Source organism: Bacillus sp. es.036, from assembly GCF_002563635.1.
Lineage (GTDB): Bacteria > Bacillota > Bacilli > Bacillales > Guptibacillaceae > Guptibacillus.
The window spans coordinates 2,795,822-2,821,711 of record NZ_PDIZ01000001.1 but is presented as its reverse complement, the minus strand read 5'-3'; the positions used below and the strand labels follow the sequence as shown (position 1 = coordinate 2,821,711).

The 25,890-nt window shown below is 40.6% G+C and carries 24 protein-coding genes and 1 riboswitch; of the genes, 20 read left to right on the top strand and 4 right to left on the bottom strand.

Annotated elements, in window-relative coordinates; translation table 11 throughout:
- Nucleotides 1–4: 4 nt before the first annotated feature.
- Both ATG70_RS14375 and ATG70_RS14370 read left to right on the top strand, forming a co-directional pair.
- Entirely contained in the window at nucleotides 5–643 is a 639-nt protein-coding gene (locus ATG70_RS14375; protein ID WP_098444960.1) for an SDR family oxidoreductase, read from the top strand.
- A 204-nt stretch (nucleotides 644–847) separates the two neighbouring features.
- Complete coding sequence (locus ATG70_RS14370; protein ID WP_179886285.1) at nucleotides 848–2,257, top strand: alanine/glycine:cation symporter family protein; 1,410 nt, start codon at nucleotides 848–850, stop codon at nucleotides 2,255–2,257.
- A gap of 51 nt (nucleotides 2,258–2,308) precedes the next feature.
- Here the strand turns inward: ATG70_RS14370 and ATG70_RS14365 are convergent, their stop codons facing one another.
- Nucleotides 2,309–3,289 carry a class F sortase gene (locus tag ATG70_RS14365; protein WP_142329584.1) on the bottom strand — a complete coding sequence of 327 codons (981 nt, stop codon included), beginning with the start codon at nucleotides 3,287–3,289 and terminating at the stop codon, nucleotides 2,309–2,311.
- Nucleotides 3,290–3,477: 188 nt separating this feature from the next.
- Here ATG70_RS14365 and ATG70_RS14360 point away from each other — a divergent pair, with 188 nt between their 5' ends.
- Genes ATG70_RS14360 through ATG70_RS14340 form a run of 5 tightly spaced genes read left to right on the top strand, consistent with a single transcriptional unit; the run spans nucleotide 3,478 to nucleotide 7,198 of the window.
- A complete protein-coding gene (locus tag ATG70_RS14360) occupies nucleotides 3,478–4,248 on the top strand; it encodes a hypothetical protein (RefSeq protein ID WP_098444958.1) in 771 nt (256 codons plus the stop codon).
- A gap of 3 nt (nucleotides 4,249–4,251) precedes the next feature.
- Nucleotides 4,252–4,632 (top strand): GntR family transcriptional regulator, encoded by a 381-nt coding sequence (locus tag ATG70_RS14355; RefSeq protein WP_098444957.1) that lies wholly within the window; start codon nucleotides 4,252–4,254, stop codon nucleotides 4,630–4,632.
- Nucleotides 4,629–5,327 carry an ABC transporter ATP-binding protein gene (locus ATG70_RS14350; RefSeq protein ID WP_098444956.1) on the top strand — a complete coding sequence of 233 codons (699 nt, stop codon included), beginning with the start codon at nucleotides 4,629–4,631 and terminating at the stop codon, nucleotides 5,325–5,327. The genes ATG70_RS14355 and ATG70_RS14350 overlap by 4 nt, the downstream gene beginning before the upstream one ends.
- A gap of 1 nt (nucleotide 5,328) precedes the next feature.
- Nucleotides 5,329–6,255 (top strand): ABC transporter ATP-binding protein, encoded by a 927-nt coding sequence (locus ATG70_RS14345; protein WP_098444955.1) that lies wholly within the window; start codon nucleotides 5,329–5,331, stop codon nucleotides 6,253–6,255.
- Nucleotide 6,256: 1 nt separating this feature from the next.
- Nucleotides 6,257–7,198: an ABC transporter permease gene (locus ATG70_RS14340; protein WP_306472723.1), complete on the top strand. Its 942-nt coding sequence runs from the start codon at nucleotides 6,257–6,259 to the stop codon at nucleotides 7,196–7,198.
- 10 nt (nucleotides 7,199–7,208) lie between these two features.
- On the opposite strand, the gene ATG70_RS14335 is transcribed toward ATG70_RS14340, so the two are convergent.
- Nucleotides 7,209–8,099 (bottom strand): DUF4349 domain-containing protein, encoded by an 891-nt coding sequence (locus ATG70_RS14335; RefSeq protein WP_098444953.1) that lies wholly within the window; start codon nucleotides 8,097–8,099, stop codon nucleotides 7,209–7,211.
- Between the two features lie 110 nt (nucleotides 8,100–8,209).
- Here ATG70_RS14335 and ATG70_RS14330 point away from each other — a divergent pair, with 110 nt between their 5' ends.
- The 4 genes from ATG70_RS14330 (at nucleotide 8,210) to ATG70_RS14315 (ending at nucleotide 12,052) form a co-directional block, all read left to right on the top strand.
- Nucleotides 8,210–9,295, top strand: coding sequence for a mechanosensitive ion channel family protein (locus ATG70_RS14330; RefSeq protein WP_257147709.1), 1,086 nt, complete (start codon nucleotides 8,210–8,212; stop codon nucleotides 9,293–9,295).
- A gap of 103 nt (nucleotides 9,296–9,398) precedes the next feature.
- Complete coding sequence (locus tag ATG70_RS14325) at nucleotides 9,399–9,926, top strand: hypothetical protein (protein ID WP_098444952.1); 528 nt, start codon at nucleotides 9,399–9,401, stop codon at nucleotides 9,924–9,926.
- A gap of 133 nt (nucleotides 9,927–10,059) precedes the next feature.
- Nucleotides 10,060–10,740 (top strand): response regulator transcription factor, encoded by a 681-nt coding sequence (locus ATG70_RS14320; protein ID WP_098444951.1) that lies wholly within the window; start codon nucleotides 10,060–10,062, stop codon nucleotides 10,738–10,740.
- Nucleotides 10,727–12,052 (top strand): sensor histidine kinase, encoded by a 1,326-nt coding sequence (locus tag ATG70_RS14315; protein WP_179886284.1) that lies wholly within the window; start codon nucleotides 10,727–10,729, stop codon nucleotides 12,050–12,052. Before ATG70_RS14320 ends, ATG70_RS14315 begins: the two co-directional genes overlap by 14 nt.
- A 5-nt stretch (nucleotides 12,053–12,057) precedes the next feature.
- Here ATG70_RS14315 and ATG70_RS22835 read toward each other — a convergent pair whose 3' ends face one another.
- Entirely contained in the window at nucleotides 12,058–12,180 is a 123-nt protein-coding gene (locus ATG70_RS22835) for a hypothetical protein (protein ID WP_255639996.1), read from the bottom strand.
- 221 nt (nucleotides 12,181–12,401) lie between these two features.
- Nucleotides 12,402–12,577: riboswitch (cobalamin riboswitch) on the top strand.
- Nucleotides 12,578–12,713: 136 nt separating this feature from the next.
- Between ATG70_RS22835 and ATG70_RS14310 the strand changes: the two genes are divergently transcribed.
- The 8 genes from ATG70_RS14310 (at nucleotide 12,714) to ATG70_RS14275 (ending at nucleotide 24,589) form a co-directional block, all read left to right on the top strand.
- Entirely contained in the window at nucleotides 12,714–14,945 is a 2,232-nt protein-coding gene (locus ATG70_RS14310; RefSeq protein WP_098444949.1) for a ribonucleoside-diphosphate reductase subunit alpha, read from the top strand.
- A 14-nt stretch (nucleotides 14,946–14,959) separates the two neighbouring features.
- On the top strand, nucleotides 14,960–15,997 hold the full coding sequence (locus ATG70_RS14305) for a ribonucleotide-diphosphate reductase subunit beta (protein WP_098444948.1): 1,038 nt from the start codon (nucleotides 14,960–14,962) through the stop codon (nucleotides 15,995–15,997).
- Nucleotides 15,998–16,118: 121 nt separating this feature from the next.
- Nucleotides 16,119–16,433, top strand: a complete 315-nt coding sequence (locus ATG70_RS14300) for a hypothetical protein (RefSeq protein WP_098444947.1) — start codon at nucleotides 16,119–16,121, stop codon at nucleotides 16,431–16,433.
- A 353-nt stretch (nucleotides 16,434–16,786) separates the two neighbouring features.
- Nucleotides 16,787–17,881, top strand: a complete 1,095-nt coding sequence (gene proB, locus ATG70_RS14295) for a glutamate 5-kinase (protein ID WP_098444946.1) — start codon at nucleotides 16,787–16,789, stop codon at nucleotides 17,879–17,881.
- 154 nt (nucleotides 17,882–18,035) lie between these two features.
- Nucleotides 18,036–18,767, top strand: a complete 732-nt coding sequence (locus ATG70_RS14290; protein ID WP_098444945.1) for a MurR/RpiR family transcriptional regulator — start codon at nucleotides 18,036–18,038, stop codon at nucleotides 18,765–18,767.
- Nucleotides 18,768–18,886: 119 nt separating this feature from the next.
- Nucleotides 18,887–20,830 carry a PTS 2-O-a-mannosyl-D-glycerate transporter subunit IIABC gene (gene mngA / locus ATG70_RS14285; RefSeq protein ID WP_098444944.1) on the top strand — a complete coding sequence of 648 codons (1,944 nt, stop codon included), beginning with the start codon at nucleotides 18,887–18,889 and terminating at the stop codon, nucleotides 20,828–20,830.
- 22 nt (nucleotides 20,831–20,852) lie between these two features.
- Nucleotides 20,853–23,468, top strand: coding sequence for a mannosylglycerate hydrolase (gene mngB / locus ATG70_RS14280; RefSeq protein ID WP_098444943.1), 2,616 nt, complete (start codon nucleotides 20,853–20,855; stop codon nucleotides 23,466–23,468).
- 17 nt (nucleotides 23,469–23,485) lie between these two features.
- A complete protein-coding gene (locus ATG70_RS14275; RefSeq protein ID WP_098444942.1) occupies nucleotides 23,486–24,589 on the top strand; it encodes a glycerate kinase family protein in 1,104 nt (367 codons plus the stop codon).
- Nucleotides 24,590–24,638: 49 nt separating this feature from the next.
- On the opposite strand, the gene ATG70_RS14270 is transcribed toward ATG70_RS14275, so the two are convergent.
- Complete coding sequence (locus ATG70_RS14270; RefSeq protein WP_098444941.1) at nucleotides 24,639–25,004, bottom strand: MerR family transcriptional regulator; 366 nt, start codon at nucleotides 25,002–25,004, stop codon at nucleotides 24,639–24,641.
- A gap of 94 nt (nucleotides 25,005–25,098) precedes the next feature.
- On the opposite strand from ATG70_RS14270, the gene ATG70_RS14265 reads away from it, so the two are divergent.
- Nucleotides 25,099–25,857 carry an SDR family NAD(P)-dependent oxidoreductase gene (locus tag ATG70_RS14265; protein WP_098444940.1) on the top strand — a complete coding sequence of 253 codons (759 nt, stop codon included), beginning with the start codon at nucleotides 25,099–25,101 and terminating at the stop codon, nucleotides 25,855–25,857.
- Nucleotides 25,858–25,890 lie beyond the last annotated feature (33 nt).

Sequence of the window (25,890 nt, the reverse complement as noted above, 5' to 3'; positions counted from 1 at the left end):
TGTCATGAAAGTACTCGTTATTGGAGCAAATGGACAAGTAGGAACACATTTAATTTCGAAATTAGCTGAACGCGGTCACGAACCAGTTGGTATGATTCGCGATACAGACCAAGTCAAGGCGATTGAAGATGCTGGAGGCAAAACAGTACTCGGTGATCTTGAGAAAGATTTCTCACAAGCGTTGTATGGCTGTGAAGCGGTGATCTTCGCTGCAGGTTCAGGCCCACACACTGGTGCGGATAAAACGATCATGATTGACCAAGAAGGTGCAATTAAAGCCGTTGATGAAGCGAAGCAACAGGGCATTAAGCGCTTTGTAATGCTAAGCACGGTTGGGTCCGATTACCCAGAAAAAGGACCAGATGAAATGAAGCCTTACTTATATGCGAAAAAACGTGCTGATGAGCACTTAAAAGCTACAAACTTAACGTACACGATCCTTCGCCCGGGCCGTCTTTCAAATGACCCTGGTACAGGAAAGGTTAGAGCTTCTGAAACATTAGAAGATAAATCTGGTCAAATTCCACGCGAAGATGTAGCGGCTGTTCTAGCTGAAGTTCTAGAGAATGAGCATACGTTTAATCGTTCATTTGAGGTTCTAGACGGTGACCATAGCATCAGTGATGCGATTGGTCAGCTATAGAGTTTATTCCATGGGAGACTTAACATCCGTTAAGTCTCTTTTTTCTGTTGGATAATGTTACTCCTTGTATTTATTACATCGTTATAGAAAAATAATTAGTGACTTTTTCATCATTTTTCGACGAAAAAATTGCGATGAAGGCGAACTAATGATAATGTGGTATAGGTCAGTGCATGAAAGCGTTAACATAAAGGAGTAGAGAGAATGAACATCTTAGAATGGCTACAGAAAATTAACGGCGTTCTTTGGGGAGCACCAAGTCTAATTTTGTTATTTGGAACAGGTGTCTTTCTCACGTTAATTTTAAAAGGACTGCAGTTTCGGAAACTTGGGTATGCGTTTAAGTTGGCATTTTCAAAAGAAAAAGAAGAGGACAGCAGTGCTGAAGGTGATGTTAGTAACTATAAAGCTTTGATGACAGCCCTTGCGGCAACGATCGGAAATGGAAACATTGCGGGTGTTGCGACGGCCATTACGATTGGTGGACCAGGCGCTATCTTCTGGATGTGGGTCGTTGGTCTCGTCGGTATGGCGACCAAATATGGTGAAGCCCTGCTTGCTATGAAATACCGAGTGAAAAATGATAATGGTGAGTATGCAGGTGGACCAATGTATTATGTTGAAAAGGGACTCGGTCCAAAATGGAAGTGGCTCGCGATCTCGTTTGCGTTATTTGGTGCTATCGCTTCACTTGGCATCGGGAATAGCGTTCAATCGAATACGATCGCAAGTGTTGTTGATGAAAGTTTTAACATTGATGGATGGGTAACGGGGGTTATCCTTGCTGCGCTTACAGCACTTATTATTTTTGGTGGTGTGAAACGGATTAGTTCTGTCGCAGGTTTCTTTGTTCCAATTATGGCAGTACTCTACATAGTAGGAGCGGTCATTATCATCATCCTAAACTTCGACGCGGTTATTCCAGCAATGAAGTTAATCTTCACGTATGCTTTCTCTCCTCTATCGGCTGTGGGAGGATTTTCTGGTGTAATTGTAATGGAAGCAGTGAAATCCGGCGTTTCCAAAGGGATTTTTTCTAATGAAGCAGGCCTGGGTACAGCAGCGCTAATTGCAGGAAATGCAAAAGCGGATCACCCTGTAAAACAAGCGCTCGTTGCGATGACGGGTACGTTTATTGTAACAATTATTGTTTGTACAATGACGGCGCTCGTGCTCCTCATTACAGGATTTTGGGATCCAACAGGAGGAGAGCTTTCAGGAGTTGTGCATGATCCAAACCTGGAAGCGGGTGCTTTAACGACTGCTGCCTTTGGATCAAGTCTCGGTATGGTTGGTGAATATATCGTCACGTTCTCTGTTATTTTCTTTGGTTTCTCGACCATTATCGGCTGGTACGTGTATGGGTATAAATGTTTTGAATACCTTGTTGGTACAAAAATAACGATTTATTATGGTGCCGTATATATACTAGCGTGCTTTGTTGGAACAGTTGCGAACTTAACAACCGTGTGGGCCTTTGCAGATATGGCCAATGCCTTAATGATGATTCCAAACTTAATTGCGCTATTGTTGCTTTATAAAGTGATTAAGAGTGAAACAGACGACTACTTTAACCGTTATCTTGTTGAATTTGAAATGAAGAAAGCGAGTTAGTTCTAGATAGCCAAAAAAGAGCCCTGCTGAAAATTTCAGCTGGGCTCTTTCTTATTCGTCTGAAGTTATTTTTTTAGAAGGCGCCGATTCATTTCCAAAAATATTAACCGCTGTAACATAGTAGGAAGAGCTTGAGGCATCTGGATCGGTAAAGCTCTTTCGTTCAAGATTTGATACACTCTCAATTTGTTTGTATACTCCGTACGCATCGGCTTTATAAATCCGATAACCTACCACATTTTCATCACGAACAGCGTGCCACGAAAGAAAGTTGCCGCTAACACTAAGGTTTGTTGGTGCATCAGGTACTTCGTCAGGATTTACTTGTTCCTTTTTATCAGCATCGTCCTCTTTTAATTCGGTAGACACAACAAGTCTTTCTTCATGTGTCCCTTTCGACCGATTAAATGTGCCAACACATGTAATGAGATTCAATGTACGTGAATCAGTTGGTCCAAAAATCTTCTCAATTGGAGAATCATCATATGGGTATCTTTCTTTACCGGTTACAACGAAGGTCATTGTTTCACCATCTTGACCAGTTAAAATAATTTCGTCTCCTTTTGAAAGTTTTTCGAGATAAAAGAAGATCGCTGGTCCCGTTTTACTATCGACGTGCCCGGCAAGGACAGCATTTCCTTTTGTACCTGGCTTAAAGCCGGGCTCAAACCAGCCAACTTTGTTGATATCCTCTGGTACACCCATTTGCCCGTTATCTAAAACGCCTACATTCTCGATATCGGCTGTCACATCAATGGCGGGTATTTCAAGTTGCACTGGTTCAATTCCTTCTTGAACGTCCTGAGATTCTTTTGCTTTCTCAATTTTTTTCTTCTGATCATCTAGAAGTAAAAATTCATCCGATAAGACATCCGGTTTTTCAATTTCTTCTACTTCTAACTCAGATTGGTTTTCTTCTGTGGTGTTCGTCGCCATTTCCTTCGCCGTTTCAGGCTCAACATAATTATTGTTATAACCAGCAAGAACAAGCCAGATAATTGCGCCAACGACAAGCAACAAGATCTTCCTCACATTCTTCACCTCTTTTAGTTAATTTCTATCATATAAGCATTTACTGACAATAGTCTTACAAAGCTAACGAAAAAAACGTCAATTTAGATCATTTTTTAAGAAAAAATTTTATCTAAAAAAGATTGACCTTTCTAAAGTATCGGTGTACTATGTAACTAATACACAAACACAATATGAGGAGTGATGAAATGATGAATTGGAGCGGGTTGTTACGAAAAGAGTTTCGTGTAACAAGAACCCTTCTTTTAGGCGTCCTAACATTTGATTTACTGGTAATGATCGGTTTCTTCTTAGCATCAGAAAGGTGGGAATTCCCTTATTTAACCGCCATTATTGGTGGTGTCTTAACAGCGATACATGTTTTCTTTCTACCCCTGTACTTATTGATTAGTCTTAACACAGAAGGAAGAAACCTGCATCTCTGGCTCCACAATCCTCAATCTGGAGCTCGCTTACTTGGGGCTAAATTCCTGAATGGTTTATTAGCAATACTAATTTCGATTGGTCTTGTAAGTAGCTTATCACTTCTAGCTTACAACTTAGAGACAACTGCTTTGGAGCTTCCAATTGACAACGTATGGTTGTTCGGGTTTTACTTTTTAGCCGTCATTGTAACAGGGGCTATTTACATGGGAATTTGGCTTATCTTCTATTGGACGTTTTATCAAGTATTGAAAACCTATATTGGCAAATGGGCGCTTCTCCTTGTTCTCGTACTTGTTGCTTTCATTAGTTGGCTAGGTTCGTGGTTTAGTGGAACCCGTCTTTCAGAAGTGCTTGTGGAGTGGGGGTATGTGCAACTACCTTCACCGTTAAATATGGAAGTTAGTCAGCAGGAGTTTGATTTAACTGTTTCAATCTTTCCATTTCCGGTTGGTAACGTGGTTTTCGATATCATCACTTTAGTCGTTATATTCTTGATTACTTGCTGGTTACTTGATCGAAAAGTGGAGGTGTAACGGATGGGAGAAGAATTTAATCCCTCAAAGCCGATTTACCTGCAGCTAGTGGATCGCATTAGCTGGGAAATTATTAAAGGTGAACGAAAAACTGGTGAAAAGCTTCCTTCTGTGAGGGAAATGGCCATTCAATCAGGAGTAAATCCTAATACAGTATCGAGAACTTACAATGAACTGGAGAGGATGGAAATCGTGGAGACGAAGCGAGGACAAGGAACGTTTGTAACAGAGCAAAAAGAAAAACTGGTCGAACTTCGAGAACAGCTTAAGATTAACCACATCCAGAATTTTATTGAAGATATGAAGCAGATGGGCTTTTCATCAGAAGATATGATTGAAGGTATTCGAACTTACGTTACGAACGAAAAGGAGAATCAATCATGATTACATTTGAGAATGTATCAAAGCGATATCTTACAAAACATGCCCTATCAGAAGTGAATGTCACGATTCCAGAAGGGAAGATCATAGGTCTTGTAGGGTCAAACGGTAGCGGGAAATCGACGTTCATGAAAATGATCGCAGGTCTTGTAGCGCCTTCTGAAGGGAAAGTAATGATTGACCAAGAACCGGTTTCTAGGCGAACAGCCAATAAAGTGGCTTATCTTTCTGAATTGGATGCGTATTATTCATTCTTTTCAGTGAAAGAGACAATCGATTTCTTTGCTTCACAATTTCAGGATTTTGATATAGAAAAAGCGAACGATATTGTTGACTTTATGGAGGTAGATTCGAGTCAAAAGGTAAAGCATTTATCGAAAGGAAATCGGGGGAGGTTAAAGATTGCGCTCACCCTGGCAAGAGAAGTGCCGGTTATTTTGATGGATGAGCCATTATCAGGACTTGATCCGATGGTGCGAGATTCAATTGTGAAAGGTTTGCTTTCATTTATTGATTTAGAAAAACAAACGGTGATCATTACGACACATGAAGTAACAGAAATCGAACCTTTGCTTGAAACGGTTATTGCGATTCGAAATGGTAAGGTACTGGCTCTCGAAGATGTTGAAACCATTCGCGAGCGAGATCGTATGAGAATAGTGGATTGGTTGAAGAAGATTTACCAAGAGGAGGCGTAACATGGCTGTAAAACCAGTTGTTCAAATTCGAGACTTAACAAAGGTAATTGGAAAGAAAACAATCATTGATCAGCTTTCATTTGATGTCTATCCAGGGGAAGTGTTTGGTTTTCTGGGACCGAATGGAGCAGGAAAAACAACAACGATTCGGATGATGGTTGGGCTAATGAGAATGACAGAAGGCGAAGTTCTCATTGATGGAAGCAGTATTAAAACAGATTACGAGAATGCGATAGTTAAAGTAGGGGCGATTGTTGAAAACCCTGAAATGTACAAATTTCTAACGGGTTATCAAAATCTCGTGCATTATGCTCGTATGGTGAAGGGGGTTTCTAAAGAACGGATTAAAGAAGTGATTCAGCTCGTCGGACTACAAGGACGTATTCACGAAAAAGTGAAGGGATATTCTCTCGGAATGAGGCAGCGTCTTGGACTTGCGCAGGCACTTCTACATCGACCTAAGCTACTCATTCTAGACGAGCCAACAAACGGTCTTGATCCCGCTGGCATTCGAGAAATCAGACAATACTTACGAACGCTTGCCAGAGAAGAAAACGTCGCCGTAGTTGTTTCAAGTCATTTGTTATCCGAAATCGAGCTCATGTGTGATCGAATTGGCATTATTCAGGCTGGTAAAATGATCGATGTGCAGCGGGTAAACGACTTTGTTCAAAATGATCAAGCAGTAATGGTTTCATTTGAAGTTGATCCAGTGGAACACGCGGTTCATGCTGTTAAAGCGAATTTCCCTGATTGTGAGATTGAACAGGCGGATCGTAAGTTGACGATTAAAATCGAGCATGAGCTTATTCCAGAGGTAACAGCCGTTCTGGTGGAAAAGGGCGTCCGCGTTTATGGTATTCAATCCTCTGTGAAAACGTTAGAAGATGTGTTCCTTGAAGTAACTGGAGGTGAGCAGGTTGTCTAGTATGCTACATTTAATTCAAAATGAAAACATGAAGATTTATAGAAGAGTTGGAACGTGGGTGATGATCGGACTTGTGGTGGCGGCCGTTCTTGTAGCAGCTATTTTCACCAATATGAATGCAAGTGATGAGACAGGAAACTGGCGTGCGAATTCTGAAAATGCGATCCAACAAGCGGAAGAAACGTTAAATAATTCAGAAGGAATGCCAAAAGCCTTTAAAGACAGTCAGGAACGTTCGATTGCGATTAATGAATACCGATTGGAGAATGATATTCCCCCTTTAGAAAGTGATTCCATTTGGAGTTTTATGGATAGCTCGACTGGCGTGGTGAGTTTAATCTCCATATTCACAATCATTATCGGGGCGGGCGTGATTGCGAGTGAATATTCGTGGGGAACGATTAAGCTCTTGTTAATTCGTCCAGCATCACGGACGAAAATTCTAGCTTCTAAATTCATAGCAACGCTATTATTTGCCCTTTTTTCTCTCGTCATTTTATACATTTCTTCTTTTATAATAGGTGGGTTATTCCTTGGTTTTAATGCCGTCGATCAACCATACCTGACTTATTCAGGTGGTAATGTGGCAGAAACGAGTATGGCGATTCATTATATCGTTGAATACGCGCTTGCAAGTGTGAACTTGCTTATGATGGTGACGTTTGCTTTCATGCTATCAAGTGTTTTCAGAAGTTCATCCCTTGCGATAGGGCTAGCGATTTTCTTAATGTTTACAGGAAGTCAGCTTACGTATATTTTAAGTCAGTACGATTGGGTGAAATATATCTTATTTGCCAATACGGATTTAAGTGTTTATTTCGATGGATCTCCCATTATCGAAAGCATGACGCTTGGCTTTTCCTTAATGACCTTACTTGTCTATTTTATTGTTTTCTTATTATTATCATGGCTACTGTTCACAAAACGAGATGTAGCTGCATAGTAAAAGCCGGTCATTTGGCCGGCTTTTTCGATGTCTTTTTTCGAAAGCGGTATAAGAAAAATAAACCGATGATCAGAAGTGGTAAAAGAATTGGAGAAAGACCAATGAATAGAACGATTGTTTTGGAGAAAAAAGCAAGCAGTCCGTTTGATGTGGTTATAAAGAGATGTTTGGCTTCAGAAATTGTTTCGAAATCTCTTCCCCCAATTGATGGAACTGGTTGTTTCTTTTGTTCAAGCGAGATTGTTACAGTAGAATAGTCGCTTTGATTATCGAGATAATTGATTTGCCCTTTCAGCTGTTCGACCTCTTCCTGTACACGAGAAAGTTCATTTGATATGGCTAACAGGTCGTCTGTTTTCGTTGCTTCGTTTAGAAATGATTCAAGTCTCTGTTGCACAGCTTCCTTTGCTTTTAATCGTGAAGAAAGATCGACGTAATTTTCTGTTACATCCTTACTAGTAATGGACTTTTGCCGTTCTCCTTTTGCGAGAGTTTCTACCTTGCGTAGATAAGCGTCAAATTGAGATTGAGGAATACGAATGGTCATTGAGCCAATAAAGGCGTTGTCCTCTGAAAAAGTGCTTTCTTCCACAACATAACCTTCAAATACTTTAGTCGATTCCTTAATTTCATTCATCGCTAGTGTTAAATCTTCCACGCTTAAGGAAAGGGTAGCATTAAAAATAACTTTGCGTTCCTGTTGCAATTCAGGCAATTCCGATGTCGCTTCAGCGGATGAACTGTTTCCTTTTGCTACATCACTCCCTTTATTCTGTTCAGTGGATTGATCAATAGAAGTAACCCGATCACTACTTTCTGTAGAGTTGCTTCCTTCATTTGAATTGCATCCAGCTAGTATAAAGATAGAAGCAAAGATCAGAGAAAGCCATTTTTTCATAGCTGAGCCCCCACTTCAGTTATTTATATGTTAGACGAGACCGAAACTGCCTCGGTTACAGTTTCCGTGATATGATAAAAGGTAACTGACTCAAAAAGGAGTTGCCTTTTGTGCTTTCAATCTTTGAAAATGCGAATGTTGTTGATTTAATGATAACCGTTTCTGTCATACTAGGTCTTTTTCTTATTCGATTTTTAATCAAATTATGGCTTACAAAAAGAGAAACAGAAGAGGAGTATCCAAATGGGATTCGTCCAGCCTTCTTGTCTTTTATCAATTGGACTACAGGTTACGCAATTCTACTATTTGTATTACTTTATTATTCCAATAACAGTTGGATGTTTAGCCCTTTGTTTGCCATTGGAAAGGTAGAAATTTCTCTCTTTCTTATTTTAATTGCTTTATTCATTATTACGCTTGCGAATCGAATTTCAAAAATCGCTACTTCTTTTCTGATGCCCCCTGTTTATGATCGGTATAGCTTAGATACAGGATTGCAATTTACGTTTAATCGGATTTTTCACTATACGTTAATGGTCGTAGCAGTCGTTATTAGTTTAACGACAGTAGGGATTGATCTTAGTGCATTAACCGTATTTGCAGGTGTTCTAGGTGTAGGAATTGGTTTTGGCATGCAAAATATCGCAAATAACTTTATTTCTGGTTTAATCATTTTATTTGAACGGCCAATTAAAGTAGGCGATCGTGTCATTATTAACGACATTATTGGTGACATTGAGAAAATCAATATGCGTGCAACCATTATTCGCACGTTAGATAATGAACGAATTATAATGCCAAATTCCTACTTCATCGAAGAACAGGTTGTCAATCATTCCTATGGCGATTCTCGATTGCGACTTGTCTTACCAATTGGTGTCGCATACGGATCGGATGTCGAGCTTGTTCGATCACTTCTTTTACAAGTAGCTGAAGAAGAAAAGGAACACTCGATGTATGTTCTTGAAACACCGCCGCCTTTTGTGAATTTTCTTGGGTTTGGTGATTCATCGCTAGATTTTCAATTGTTTATTTGGATCTCGTCCCCCAAAGCAGCAGTAGAAACAAAAAGCAGTTTGAATTTCCGCATCAATCGGATTCTCGCAGAAAACAATGTTGAAATTCCATTTCCACAGCGAGATTTACATGTACGTAGCTTAGATGAAAAAGTGATCCAGCAATTAACAAAGCGATAGCGGAAACTCACATCGTTTTCACATCATTCTTACAAATTTCTTCGTAGATTGTTGTCCATAATAGGTAGTGTAAGAACATACCTTCGAAGGGAGATTGATGAAATTGAACAAATGGATGATTGGAGTTGCATCGGTTATGCTTGCGGGAGGAATTGCTGGAGCTAATGTTTATGCAGCAGATGACGAATCAACTGAAATAGACGAAGCAGTAGTAATGGGGCAGGAGGAAATGGCGGGACGTGATGGTCATCATGGAAAAAGAGGTCACTTTAAAGGTCACTCTGAAGAGCGCAAATTGCGAATGGAAACGGCCGAAAAGAAAGATCAGTTAATTGATCTCTTACTTGATCAAGATGCAAGCGTTGACGGCGTTGATGAGCTTCAAAAAGAGCTTGCCGATCTAAATACTCAGTTGGATGCTCTAAAAGAGAAATTCACAGCTGCCCATGAAGAAAAAGAAGCGAAGATGCAAGAGTGGAAAGATAGTGGAGAACGTCCGGAGTTAACGGAAGAAGAGAAAGCTGCACGTGAAGAGGCCCATGAAGAAATGAAAGCAAACAGAGAACAGGCTTCCGAACTGGTTAAACAAAAAAATGAGGTGCTTGATCAGCTAATTGAAAAGCTTAGCTAGTCATCATGAGAGATAGGGAGCTTCCCTATCTCTTTTATTTACGTTGTTGCTACTATATAGATGGATTTACTGTGTGAGAAGCGTAGGATAAAATAGGAAGAAAGTATGGTGGACGAAAGAACGGAGTGAAGAAATGCCACACGTTTTTGTGATCGATGATGAACAAAACATACGTGATATTTTAGAAAAGTATTTAAAGAAAGAAGGGTTTACGGTGTCAACCTTTCAGGATGGAGCTGAAGTGTTAAGTGCTCTTAAAACGAGTGAACCCGATTTATTCGTATTGGATATTATGATGCCTAATGTCGATGGACTTGAACTGCTTCGACGGTTAAGGAAGCAGTCTTTTACACCAGTTATCGTCGTTTCTGCAAGGGATGAAGAACTAGATCGGATCCTGGGGCTCGAACTGGGGGCGGATGATTATTTAACAAAACCGTTTAGTCCGCGTGAACTGGTTGTACGGATTAAAAATATATTTAAACGGATCGATCGAGTAGAACAGGGGCAATCTTCCATACAAATTCATTTGAAAAATGTCCATTTGAATAAGAAAAAACGACAAGTAAAAATAGATGATCAGGAATTAGCATTAACACCAAAAGAATATGATGTACTTGCTTTTCTTATTCAGAACCACGGGCAACCATTCACAAGAGAAAAACTAATTGAAACCATTTGGGGATATCACTATGCAGGTGATGGAAGGTTGATTGATGATCTAGTGAAGCGGCTACGTAAAAAAATGGAAGATGCGGATTATCAAATCGTGACGGTCTGGGGGTATGGTTATAAAATCGATGAAGAAGCTTAAGATCGGCACGAAATTATTTCTAAGCTACGTGATTTTAATCGTGGTTATTCTTGTTATTACGACGGTCTCATTTCGCTACCTTTTTCAAGAATACCTTGTTCGTGAAGCGAGGGATCAGCTTCAAAAAGAAGGCCTTCAAATTAGTCATATGCTTGAAGATCGAAATTGGAAAGGCAATCAGCCGCCGAATAGTTTATTGGATCGTAGAAGGATTGAAATGGCGGGGAATTTAATTTCTTCTCAATTCATTATTTATAACCAGAATGACAGGACGATTTATTCAAATGTCGATGAAGACGTTCAAATGGAGTATGAAGAAAATAAGGGGAAGCTATTTGTTACAGAGGAAGTGCCAATCAATGCCTCTCGTGAGCAAATTGGCCGTCTTGTCCTTTTTACAAAGGTAGAGAGTTTGGAAGGCTTTAATCGAATCATCGAACAGGCCCAGGCGGTCAGCCTCTTCGTTTCTGCGGCGGTTGCGGTACTCCTAGCTGCCTGGATGCAAAGAGGCATAACAGGACCGATTCGTCTCCTGGCAGATCACATGAGACGATTTAGTATGCGAAAGCCACAGCTTCCACTAAAACTTAAGTCAAAAGATGAAATTAATGAACTAGCGGAAACCTTCGAAGAACTAACGGATCAGCTACGAAAGAATGATTTCGACCAAAAAGAATTTCTTCAAAATGCCTCTCATGAACTCAAAACCCCGTTAATGGCAATCCAAGGGAATGCGGAAGGGATTCTAGACGACGTGATTGTCGGAGAAGAAGTGGGGGATAGTCTTGAAGTAATCGTAAATGAAACGCAGCGACTCAAGAAAATCGTGCAAGATATTTCTTATTTAACAAGACTGGAAACAGTAGAAGAGGCTTTCACCTACGAAGTAGTTGACATGCAACTTATTATGAAAGAAGCGGTGACGGCAGTAAAACCATTAGCTTACCAGAACGGGTTAAAGCTAAAATATGATGGTGATTTTGCGGTTCATGTAGAGGTAGACGCAGATAAAATGAAGCAAGCTTTCTTGAATATAATTGGGAATACCCTACGATTCGCCTCATCTCTCATCGAAATTCGTATGCGGAAAGAGGAAAATCAGGTTGCGATCGAAATTCAAGATGATGGTACTGGATTTGGAGAAAATCCCGATCGTGTTTTTGAACGGTTTTATACAGGAGATCAGTCAGGCTCTGGAATCGGATTGGCAATTACGAAAACAATTGTAGAAAAGCATCATGGTGAAATTTACGCAGAAAATCTTAAAAAGGGAGGAAGGGTTATCATCACGCTTCCTTTACCACCAGGATGAAGGTATTAAGTTTTGTGTTCATATAATTTTTGTAGAATTTCTTTGCTTTCTTCTTCGCTTAGAAGACCGAATTTCTGACAGAGCTGTGTGTAGCCAGCAAGCTTCTTAAAGCATGTCGTTTTTTTCATCACACTCACCTTTCTTTCCTTAAGGAAACTTTTTTAGGTGTTAACAATATATGCTTAAACGAAGTGATTGTGATAGGTGTTTGTCTTTAAAGTTGAAATAAATTCTCGTCAATGTAACAATAGAGCTTGTGCAAAAACGATGGGTCATGTAAGATGGTGTTATCAATATTTAGTAGTATAAAAGTGATTTGCATACTATATATGGGGTAAATCTTAAATAATTAAATAGTTGAGTATGCGGTGTCGTAGAACGACTTAAAAGGGAATCCGGTCTGAATCCGGAGCTGTCCCCGCAACTGTCGTGTGGACGAGGCAAGAAACCACTGGAGAATAATCTGGGAAGGTTTGCCGAGGACGAAGCACAAGCCAGTAGACCTGCCGTGTACTCAAAAACGTTTCTATTCTTCGGGGATTGAGGGTGAGAGATGGCATCGGAAATGTGCACGGATGTGCACGTCTAACTTGTCGTTTTCTCCAGGCTCACTCTTCTAAGAGTGAGCCTTTTATAATGGATTCATAAAGGAGAGAGGTTAATGAGCACAGTTGTTGATACGAAGTTAACTACGATGTTGGAGGAAGTAAAAGCCATTCTAAATGAGTATACTTTACTGAGTCGTGCAAGCTTTCTTACGAAAACAATAGATGGCCTAACAGAAAACGCTACGCAAAACGAGATTGACAATATCCTTGTCTTAAATGCATTGGAACGAATTACGGCAGAGGAACCTGATTGGACTTATGTGGCAGCTGCTTTTCATCTGCGTACGCTTTATCGGAATTCTCTTCGTAACCGAAATGAAAAGGAAGTATACGGGAAAGGAAACTTTTATCGGCTTCTACAACAACTAACGGAGGAAGGGATTTATAACGAAGCACTTCTTCAATCTTATTCGAAAAACGAAGTGGATCAGGTAGCGACGTTCATCGCTCCAACACGAGATCGTCTTTTTACATACATTGGCCTTCGCACACTTGCAGACCGCTATCTTGCTACCGATCATGAAAAAAATGTGTTTGAATTACCGCAAGAACGCTTTCTTGTCATTGCGATGACACTGATGATGAATGAACCGAAAGAAAAGCGACTGGAATTCATTAAAGAAGCTTATTGGGCACTATCAAATCTCTACATGACCGTAGCGACACCGACGCTTTCCAATGCCGGTAAAAGTTATGGACAGCTTAGCTCGTGCTTTATTGATACAGTGGATGACAGCCTCCGCGGCATTTATGACAGCAATACGGACGTCGCTACTGTATCGAAAAATGGTGGAGGAATTGGCGCATACCTTGGGAAAATTCGTTCGCGTGGAAGTGATATCAAAGGGTTTAAAGGGAATTCATCAGGAGTTTTACCTTGGATGAAGCAACTAAACAATACAGCCGTTAGTGTGGATCAATTAGGTCAACGCCAGGGCGCTGTTGCGGTTTATCTCGATGTCTGGCACAAAGATGTTTTTGAATTTCTTGATGCCAAGCTTAATAACGGGGACGAACGCATGAGGACGCATGATCTTTTTACTGGTTTGTGTATTCCAGACGTCTTTATGGAAGCTGTAGAAGACCGTGCAGACTGGCATTTGTTTGATCCGCATGAAGTCCGTCAGGTGATGGGATTCTCTCTTGAAGATGCTTATGACAAAGAAAAAAGATCAGGAGAGTTTCGTATGAAATATACGCAGTGTGTGAACCATCCTGAGCTTTCCAGAAAAACGGTACCAGCGATTGAGATTATGAAGCGAGTCATGAAATCTCAATTGGAAACAGGTACGCCGTACATGTTCTATCGTGACACGGTTAATCGTGCAAATCCAAATAAGCATGCTGGGATGATCTATGCTTCAAACCTTTGTACTGAGATTATGCAAAATATGAGTGCGACGACCGTTGAAGAGGAGATTACGAAAGACGGTAAGATAATCATTACGAAAACGCCTGGTGATTACGTCGTTTGTAATCTATCAAGTATAAATCTTGGACGTGCGGTTACAGCCAATGCCCTAGAGCGATTAATCCCGATTCAAGTAAGAATGCTTGATAACGTCATTGATATTAATACGATTGAAGTACCTCAAGCGCAGTTAACAAATGAGAAATACCGAAGCATTGGGCTTGGAACGTTTGGTTGGCATCACTTACTGGCGAAAAAGGGGATCGTTTGGGAAAGTCATGAAGCAGCAAACTATGCAGATGAACTATATGAAACAATTAATTATTTATCCATACAGGCGAGTCATGAACTTGCGGTTGAAAAAGGGAGTTATTCTCTTTTTGAAGGCTCTGATTGGCAAAATGGGGAGTACTTTACACAACGTGGTTATACGAACGATAAATGGAGCGCCCTGAAAGGGAAGGTTCATAAAAGTGGTGTCAGGAATGCTTATCTACTAGCTGTAGCGCCAAACAGTTCAACGAGTTTAATAGCCGGATCGACAGCCTCGATTGATCCAATTTTTCAAAAAGAATATTCAGAGGAAAAAAAGAATTACAAAATTCCGGTAACGGCACCTGATCTATCACCAGAAACAACCTGGTATTATAAGTCTGCCTATCATATCGATCAGCTGTGGAGTATTGAACAGAATGCGGCAAGACAGCGCCACGTCGATCAGTCCATTTCATTTAATATTTATGTGCAGAGCACGGTGAAAGCAAGGGACTTGCTCAACATTCATATGACGGCGTGGAGAAAAGGGTTAAAGACAACGTATTACACAAGAAGTACTTCAGTCGAGATCGATGACTGTGAAAGCTGCGCAAGTTAAAGGAGGAGATCAAAGTGGAAACGATACAGAAAAGAAAGCTCTATGACGTGTCTGCACCGAATAGCTCAACAGGGATTATTAACGGTAAGAGCTCAAACGTTCTAAACTGGGATGATGTCCGGTTTAGCTGGGCCTATCCGATGTATAAAAATATGCTAGGAAACTTTTGGACCCCGTTTGAGATCAATATGTCAAACGACGTAAAGCAATGGGAAGCACTAAGTAAAGACGAGCAAGATACGTTTAAGAAAATCATTGGGCTTCTCGCTTTTCTAGACTCAATTCAAACTGACTATTCGAGCAAAGTAGCAGATTATTTAACAGATTCAAGCCTATCTGCGCTCATGCAAGTGCTCTCCTTTCAGGAAGTTGTGCACAATCAGTCCTATAGCTATGTGCTTTCTTCGATTGTCAATAAACATGAGCAGGATCGAATTTTTGAATATTGGAAGCATGATGACGTGCTCTTAGAACGTAATCAATTTATTGCATCTGGATATGAAGCATTTGTTCAGAATCCATCACCGCAAACGTTTTTTGAATCGATCGTATATGACATTATCCTTGAAGGACTATTCTTCTATGCTGGCTTTGCTTTCTTTTATAACCTTGCTCGAAATCAAAAAATGGTGTCGACTTCAACGATGATTAACTACATTAATCGTGATGAACAGCTTCACGTCACGTTATTCGTAAACATCGTGAAGGAACTTTTCAAAGAGCATCCTGAGCTTAATAACAAAGAGAACCATGCTTTTATTACAAACACCTTCCGAGAAGCAGCTGAGCTTGAAATCAAATGGGGAGAGTACATTATCGGTGATCGCTTTCCTGGTATTACAATGAACGAATTAAGTGCTTATATTAAATTCATGGCCAATACGCGCGTGAACCAGCTTGGAATCGAGCGTCCTTTTGAAGGGCATCGTGAGAATCCAATGAGGTGGATCAAAGCGTATGCCGATGTGAATGCTGGTAAAAGTGATTTCTTTGAACAGAAGTCACGCCAATATACGAAAGTGTCTGATGATAATGGGTTTGATGATTTATAAATAGAGCGAAAAAGGAGGGAGTCGAGTTCCCTCCTTTTTATTTTAATCCAAGCACGGTTAAGCTGTCCTCCTACTAAATTAATTATGAAGCGAGTGACTAATGAAGAAAGGAAGATTGATGTTGCCAAACGATCATCAACGAATTATTTATGGCGGTGGCTCTATGAGTCCAGGTGGATGGGATTTTCCACAGCAACAGTGGTTAGGCCCTGGAGGTCTTCCACCAGGATACAATGGAGGAGGTTGGATACAGCCATATCCACATCAACAGCCATGGCTTGGACCTGGTGGACTGCCGCCAACCCAGCACAATCTTTATCAACAGTGTTTGAATAACTGCTATCAAAGTTATGCACAAAATGATCAGATGTACCAAGCGTGTGTCTATCAATGTATGAGACAATATGGCTACCGAAATAGGGGCTGCTGTCCCTGATAAGTTGGAGGAATGGATCTCTTTTGAAGATCAAAAGCGTCTTAGAGAAAAGGTGTCTGTTGATCAGGATTATCTACCTGAGCATACTACCCACACTTGGGCGCTTTTAGGCACACCTTTGATTGAACCTTCTCGCTGTTGAGGTTTTTAACGATGCTTGAGAAAAGGAACGCTTTGTTTAGTAAGTGACAAAGCGTTCCTTTTCTTTTGTAGGTTTCTTTTCACCGTTATCTCTATATAGTGAGACTCTTTTTGTTTTTAGTGACGTAAAGCAATACAATTTTCTTTTTTTGTGTTAAAATTTTAGAAATTTCATCAACGTTTATGAACGTGGTTATATAAGGAGAGAGAGTATGGGGAAGAAGCGGATTGTTGTCAAAATTGGGAGTAGTTCACTGACAAATGGGCGCGGTGAGATCGATTTAAATAAGTTATTGGATCACGTGGATGCACTTACGTTGCTTCGACAAGAAGGCCATGAGGTGGTTCTTGTTTCCTCAGGCGCAGTCGCAGCGGGATTTAAACAGTTAGGCTATCCTTCAAGACCAGTTACGTTAAAAGGTAAGCAGGCTGCAGCTGCTCTTGGACAAAGTTTACTCATTAAATCTTATATTGAGGAATTCAATCAGCGGAACATTTCAGTCGCTCAAATTCTGTTAACACGCCCTGATTTTTCAAATCAAGAACGATACAAAAATGCGTTCGATACGCTGTCTGAATTACTGGCAAGAGGTGTCATGCCGATTATTAATGAAAATGATACGGTCTCAACGGAAGAGTTAAAGTTTGGAGATAACGACATGCTTTCAGCTCTTGTAAGCGGCCTTGTTCATGTAGATGAGCTCATTATTTTAACGGATGTGAACGGCATTTATGATTCGAATCCGGCCACAAATCCTGATGCAGTCAAATATCACTCGCTGACAGAGATTGATGATAAGATGATTGAACAAGCCGGCGGCGCTGGATCGAGCGCTGGAACAGGAGGCATGAAGTCAAAGTTAATCGCAGCGCAGACTGCTTTAAACCTGAGCGTTCGCGTCTTTATCGGTCATGAAACTGGTAGTGAAAAGTTGCTTCGTATTCTTTCAGGCGTTGGAGATGGGACGTATATCAGTCGAGAGAAAGCAACATCTTTTCCGATTAAAAAACAATGGATTGCGATGCATTCTCACGTAGCAGGTCAGCTTTATATTGATGAAGGGGCGGAAAAGGCGATTGTTTTAAACGGGAGAAGCTTGCTATATAACGGTATTCATCATGTGGTTGGCTCTTTTGATGTAGGTGACGTAGTTGAAGTATTTGGAATAAATGGAAAGCTAGGTAAAGGACAGGTGAGATATTCTTCTACTTTCTTGGAGAACGTTATTAAAAACCAGGAGAGTAAGAGTCCCACAGGTGAAGTGATTCATCGAGATCAATGGGTGTCAGAGATGTTGAAGTCATAAGAAATCAAAAGAAGAGATGTGCCTTAAGATGGAATTTGGGCGCATCTCTTTCTTCGTAGTTTAAATCCACTATAAAAAATTCTTATGGATTTAGAACCAAAAACAAAACGATGGTAGAATAGAACCATGAATCTAATTGAAGGACTGGTATAGCATGCTATCTTTAGAAGATCGATATCGTAAATTTGAATTTCAGTTAACAGATCTCGAAGATCAAATCATTCAATATATTCTTCAAAATAAAGCGGATGTTGTGAATATGTCGGTGCAACACCTTGCACAGCAAACTCATACAGTCCCGAATTCTATAATGAGACTTATGAAGAAATTGGAGTATGAAGGATTTACGCAATTGAAACTTAGGTTGAAAGATGAAATGGCAACGAAAGAAACAAAAAGCAGGTCTTTTCAATATGAATTGGAACGAACGATGGAACTAACGGATAAGCGATTGATACAATTAGCTGGTGAGTGGATTCATCAATCTCAACGTCTTCTAGTGTTTGGTGCAGGAGCACATTCATATATAAGTGAATTAATTGTAATGAACATCAAGCCTTTTCATAAAGACGTTACTTTTTCTGAACATCGTCATGAGAATATGGCAGCGTTGCAGCATTTCACTAAGAAAGATGTTGTCATTTTGCTGAGTCAATCTGGAGAAACGCGGCAGACCCTTGATCTTGGTGAATATGCGCATAAGCAAGGCGCAAAAATTATTGGTATGAGTCATATTGGAGAAAGTCGACTCAGTGAGGTAGCAGATTTGATGTTATATTGTTATGCGCCAAAAGAGGAAACAAATGGCTATAACACAACAAACTTTGTGCCAATGGCCATGATCGCGCGGTTATTAGTTGAGTCTTACCGTAAGCTCTGTGTATAAATACACAGAGCTTATCTATTTTTTATTATTTTTGTGAATGCGCTAACAAAATGAGCGTTCAAGCCTTAAATACATTTAAGATGAGGTTGTAAGCGATTACTTGATGGGGAGGTAAAAAAATGAATCTACAGAATGTCACTTCTCTCGATTTAATAAAGATTAATCAACATTACGCTACAAAACGTGAAGCGATTGAATCATTAACGGAAGCGCTAGAAGTAGCAGGTAAACTATCAGATAAAGATCAATACTTCAATGCAGTCTTAGATCGAGAAAAGCTTTCACCTACAGGTTTTGAAGGTGGACTTGCAATTCCGCACGGTAAATCAAAAGGTGTTAAAGAGGCAGCCTTCGCTGTAGCAACGGTTAAAAAGCCAATAGAAGATTGGGAAAGTGTGGATCCGACAAATCAGGTTGATTTGGTTTTTCTACTGGCTATCCCTGAAGCGGAAGCAGGCTCAACACATGTGTCTCTCTTAGCAGAGTTAGTCACACGCCTATCTGATTCAACTTATAAAGATCAATTAGTCAAAATGAAAACAGCAAGCGAGTTATATGAGGCTCTTGGTGACGCTGAAGATAAACCGGCAGAGAAAGAAGATGCAGGTGAGGAAACTCGGCCGCTTGTGTTAGGTGTTACAGCCTGTCCAGCGGGGATTGCCCATACTTATATGGCAGCGGAGGCTTTAATGAAGGCTGCAAAAGAAATGAATGTAAGAATGAAAGTAGAGAAACAAGGTGCGAATGGTATTGAAGGTCGTCATTCAAAGAAAGATTTAAGTGAAGCAATTGGCGTAATTTTCGCGAATGATGTAGCAGTGAAAGATCAAGAGCGCTTCAAGCACTTACCAACAGTGAAAACAAATGTTGCGTCACCAATGAAAAATGGTAAAGGGTTAATTGAAAAAGTACTTCAAAAGAAACAATCTACCGTTTCAAACATGGAGCATCTAGACGAAATGAGTGAAGATGAAGACCACAAGCCTTTTAAGACCGAAATAAAAGATTCGATCCTTACAGGAATCTCGTACATTATTCCGATTATTGTTGCAGGTGGAATGATCTCGGCTTTTGCTACGCTTATTGCGCAAGGATTCGGATTAGAAGATGTGCTAGCAACAGAAGGATCATGGTTATTCCAGGTTAAAACGTTAGGCGGATTATTATTAAGCACACTAATGGTTCCAATTCTTGCTGCATACATGGCATACTCCATTGCGGATAAACCTGGTCTTGGACCTGGATTTGCAGCTGGTGTTGCAGCAAATATGATTGGCAGTGGATTCCTTGGCGGGATGCTTGGTGGTTTCCTTGCTGGTTATCTCCTGAAATACATGAAGCAAAAAATTAAACCTAGTGGTACTTTTGCAGGATTTGTAAGCTTTTGGGTATATCCGGTTCTTGGTTCTCTTATTACCATCCTAATTATGCTATTTGTCGTTGGTGAACCTGTTACGTGGCTAAATGAAACGCTACTTAACTGGCTTGATGGTATGACAGGAACGAATGCAATTATTCTAGGAGCTTTAATTGGAGGATTTGTATCCTTTGATTTAGGCGGTCCAGTAAATAAAGCCGCATACACATTCTGTATCGGAGCCATGGCGAGCGGTAACTTTATTCCTTATGCCACTTTCGCTTCAGTAAAAATGGTTTCCGCTTTCTCCGTTACAGCAGCTACCATCATTGCAAATAAATCGTTTAGTCAAAGTGAAAAAGCAGTTGGGAAACAGACGTGGATTCTTGGTTTAGCAGGAATTACGGAAGGAGCCATTCCGTTTATGATTAATGACCCATTACGCGTTATTCCTTCACTTGTAGCGGGATCAGCAGTGACCGGAGCGATTATTTCTGTAGCGAATATTGGGTTAAACGTACCTGGCGCAGGTATCTTCTCACTTGCTCTCCTTCAAGGAGGAATGGGCGGGGTTATGAATGCAGTCATTTGGTTTGGTGCCGCAGTGATTGGTGCAGCCATTTCAACGATCCTTCTTATCTTAACGAGAAAACAAAAGATCAAAAAATATGGATATGAAAAAGCATTAAAGCAACAAGCAGCATAATTTTTGAATGAGGTGAGCAGCTATGACAAAAAACGTCCACATCGTCCCTCACATGCATTGGGATCGAGAATGGTACTTTTCAACAGAAGAATCACGCATTTTACTCGTGAATAATATGGAAGAGATTTTAACAAGGTTAGAAAACGATCCTGATTATCCTTATTATGTACTAGATGGACAAACAGCGATTCTAGAAGATTTCTTTGAAATTCACCCGGAGCAAAGAGAACGCGTGAAGAAACTTGTTCAAGCGGATAAGTTGGTCATTGGACCGTGGTACACGCAAACAGATGAGATGGTCGTAGGTGGAGAATCCATTGTACGAAATCTATATTACGGTATGAAAGACAGTGCAGAATTTGGTGAGCCAATGAAAATTGGCTACCTTCCTGATTCGTTTGGGCAATCTGCGCAAATGCCACAAATTCTGAACGGATTTGACATTAAATATTCGATTTTCTGGAGAGGAACTTCTGAACATCACGGAACTGATAAAACTGAATTCTACTGGACAGCTCCTGGCGACTCAAAAGTTCTTGTTCAACTCATGCCGCTCGGGTACGCCATTGGAAAGTACCTACCAGAAGAAGAGGAAGCACTGCAGAAGAGAATGGATAAATACTTTACGGTGCTCGATCGAGGTGCTACTGGCGATGACGTTCTGCTACCAAATGGACATGACCAGATGCCCATTCAGCAAAATATATATGAAGTCATTTCCGTACTTGAAAAGCTTTATCCAGAAAGAGAGTTTTTCTTAAGCCGTTATGAAGACTTGCTCGAGAGAATCGAGAAAAATGAAGGTCTTGATGAGATTTACGGTGAGTTTCTTCACGGTAAATACCAGCGTGTCCATCGTAGCATTTACTCAACTAGGGCAGATATTAAAGCAGCCAATACACGAATTGAGAATAAACTTACCAATCATCTAGAGCCACTGGCTTCACTTGCTTACAAATTAGGGTTTGAATATCATCATGGTTTAATTGAGCCGATCTGGAAGGAAATGATGAAAAACCATGCACATGATAGTATCGGTTGCTGCTGCTCTGACAAAGTTCATGCGGAGATTATGGCACGTTTCCAGAATGCTGAAGAACGGACAGATCGTTTAATCGATTTCTATAAACGTAAAATCACAGATCATATCAATACGGATCGAAAAGAGGATCGTCTTGTTTTCTTCAATCTTCTTCCTGTGGAGCGAGAAGAAGTAACAACAACAACGGTTACTACAAAGTTTAGTTCATTTAAACTAATAGACGACGATGGAAAAGAACTCGAATACGAAATTCTTTCTACAAAAATTATCGATCCCGGTTTAATTGACCGACAAATCGTGCATTACGGAAACTATGATCCATTTGTGGAATTTACAATTGAAGTGAAAACCCAACTTTCTGGCATCGGTTATCAAACGTATTATGTGGTGGAAACGACCGATCATCAGCCCATTCTTCCAAGTGAAGACCGTCGTACTGTTGAAACGTCTGCTTACTTCATTCAGTTTGAACAAAACGGTACACTATCACTAACTGACAAAGAAACTGGCCGAACTCATAAAGGTGTTCTTGGACTTGAGAATGTTGGTGATGATGGAGATGAATATGATTTCTCGCCTTTAGAGGGAGAAAAACCACGCTTTAGTGTCGATGAAATAACAGATGCTCAAATCAGCTTACAGTCAACCCAACAGACTCATCGTGCTACAATCACTTATCAATGGACTTTACCAGAAGATCTTGAAGCGAGGAAGCTGAATGGTAAACGTTTTGAGACGGTTGATTTTCATTATGAACTTACAATTCCAGCAAAAGGTAATGTGATTGAGGTTTCCTGTAATGTGATCAATAACGTGAAGGATCACCGCATCCGCGTCTTACTCCCAACACAAATGGCTAGCTCATTTTCCTTTGCAGATCAACAGTTTGGAACGATTGAACGCAAGGTTATTGATGATGGGATGAGTGTTTGGGAGAAAGAAGATTGGGATGAACGACCAGATGCAATTTATCCTTTCCTTAGTTATGTTGGCCTAGAAGATGAAGAAAAGTCAGCGGTTGTCATGACAAATAGTGTGAGAGAATATGAAATTATTGGAGATCGCTTTGATACAATTGCGGTAACGCTCTTTAGAAGCGTTGGTGTTCTTGGTAAGGAAGAGCTTGTTCGACGTCCAGGACGTCCGTCTGGAATTAAATTACCGACGCCAGATTCACAAATGATTGGCGAGTACCAATTTGATTTTGGCTTCGCTTATGTAAAGGGCAATCGAGATGAGGCCAAAATAGCTCAGCTTGCAAAACGGTATGTTAGTCCTTTCATTTCATATAACAAGATTCCTCATAATGCGATGAAATTAAATCAAGAACATATCCTGGTCCCATCTACCTTTACTCTATTTTCATTTGAAGAAACGAATTTGGTCATGAGTACATTGAAGAAAGCAGAGTTGGATGAAGGACTATTGATTCGCTATTATAATCCAACAGTTCGTGAGGAAATGGTACAGTTGGAGCATGAAGCTATTCAGAAAGTGAATGAAGTGAATTTAAATGAAGTGAAAACGAATGCATCTCCAATTGAAGCATCTGTTGAACTGTCACCAAGCCAGGTGAGAAGCTTCTTAATTCAATAGCAAAAGGAGGTGGAGAAATGAATGTATTAATTGCGATGGACTCGTTCAAAGGTTCTTTATCCTCGAAGGATGCAGGTGAGGCGGTTAAGTCTGGGATTAAGCGAGTATTCCCTGATAGTGTTGTTGACGTTATTCCGGTAGCAGACGGAGGAGAAGGGTCATTGGAAGCGATCCAAACATTGCCGGGACACTTTGTAACAGTGCCGATCCACCAGCTAGACGGAAAAAAACGAAGCGCTCGTTATTATCGAACAGAGCAAGCCGCGTACATTGAATCGGCTGAAGCGGTGGGGCTGCATTTGATTTCATCAGACAACTTAGAACCTTCACGTTTAACAAGCTATGGTGTTGGTGAGCTGATCCAGGATGCTGAAGAAAAAGGCGCCAAAGACATATACGTCTTCCTGGGAGGGACGGGGACCACCGATGGAGGGCTAGGAATGTTACAAGCCCTAGGGTATACGTGTTTTGATCATTCATGCGAAGAACTTCCTCTCCACCAGAATCCTTTACTAGACACCGCATCCATCCGTGAAAGTAGTAGTAAGCTAAATGCGAATCTTTATATCGTGACGGATGTGGACAACCCTTATGCAGGTGAACGTGGAGCTGCTGCTGTTTTTGGACCGCAAAAAGGTATGAAGAAAGAAGAAATTCCGACTTATGATGCTGCTCTTCATCGTGTAGCAAATCTTCTTTCTCTATCGACTCAAAAAGGAGCTGGAGCGGCAGGAGGGATTGGTGGAGCACTCTATTCTCTAGGGGCGACTTATGTCCCTGGAATTGAGTGGATGCTTGAACTGCTAAAAGTAGAAGAAAAGCTTGCAGTGGCTGACATCGCTTTTACTGGGGAAGGGAAAATGGATCGTCAAACTGCTTATGGGAAAGTTCCGTCTGGAGTTGGAAAACTTGCGAAAAAACATCATGTTCCATGCTTTGCATTAGCAGGGCAGGTTGTTGAACCGGTGGATAACTTGTATGAAACATTATCGGGAATACTTTCGATTCAACAAGGGTGTCATTCATTAGAACATGCGCTTAACCCAGACGTAACTAAATCTCAGCTGGCCTTTTCAGCGGAACAAGTGATACGTATCTGGAGTAGCGGAAGAGACAAGTAGAGCAAAATCACAAAAGTCCCGTTCCATAAAGGAATGGGACTTTTCGTTATTACATCAATGATTTCTCCATCTGTTCTTTATATGTTGAAATTTTCTTCGTTAGCATTTCGTCCGTTGCAAGCAATGTCTCGATTTGATCACGAATAAACTGCTGATGATCCTCAAGAAGTTTTAGGCGAGCGTTCGCGGTGTGCTCTCCTTCAAGAAATAAATGCGTATATGCTTTGATTTGAGAGACGGGCATTTGAGTTTCTCTTAATTTTTTGACGAACTGCAACCACTTTAGATGCTTTTCGTCAAATTGTCTCACGCCATGATCGTTTCGAATCGGTTCAATAATCCCTTCCTTTTCGTAATAGCGGAGGGTATGGGCACTTATATCTACCATTTCGGCTATTTCACTTATCGAGTACATTCAATCCCCCTTGCTTTTTCGTTTTGTTTGACTTAGAGTGCACTCAAACGTCTACAATAAGATTGTAACATAATGAATAAGTGGAGGGATTAACATGAAGTACACGGTTATTACAGGAGCAAGTTCAGGTATTGGGTATGAATCAGCACTCGCATTTGCGGCTCGCGGAAAGAACCTTGTAATCGCTGCACGTCGAACTCAGAAATTGGAAGAGCTGAAAAGCGAAGTACAGAAGATTAATTCTGATCTTGATGTGATCATTCGTGAAGCAGATCTATCACTTAACGAAAACGTCTATGCTTTCTATGAGAGTCTTGAAAATATTGAAATTGAAACATTTATCAATAATGCTGGATTCGGTAATTTTGATCCAGTTGGCGAACAAAAACTTCCAAAAATTGAAACGATGCTTCGTCTGAACAATGAGGCTTTAACGATTTTGTCATCCTTGTTTGTTCGCGATTATGCGAATGTCGAGGGAACGCAGTTAATTAACGTTTCCTCAGGCGGAGGCTATACAATCGTTGCAGATGCTGTGACATATTGTGCTACGAAATTCTTTGTCAGTGCCTTTACAGAAGGACTTGCTCAGGAGCTCCAAGGACAAGGCGCGAAAATGCAGGCAAAAGTTTTGGCACCTGCAGCAACAGAAACCGAATTTGCGAACCGTTCAATGGACGTTGATAACTTCGAATATGAAGGAACTGTTCCGCAGTTCCATACAGCTAAGGAAATGGCAGACTTCATGCTAGATCTTTACGATAGCAATAAAGTCGTTGGCATCGTTGATGGCAACACATACGAGTTTCAATTGAAAAATCCAATTTATCCTTATGTAGCCCGTAATCGCTAATCATATAAAAATCCTCCTGTCGTCGTGACAGGA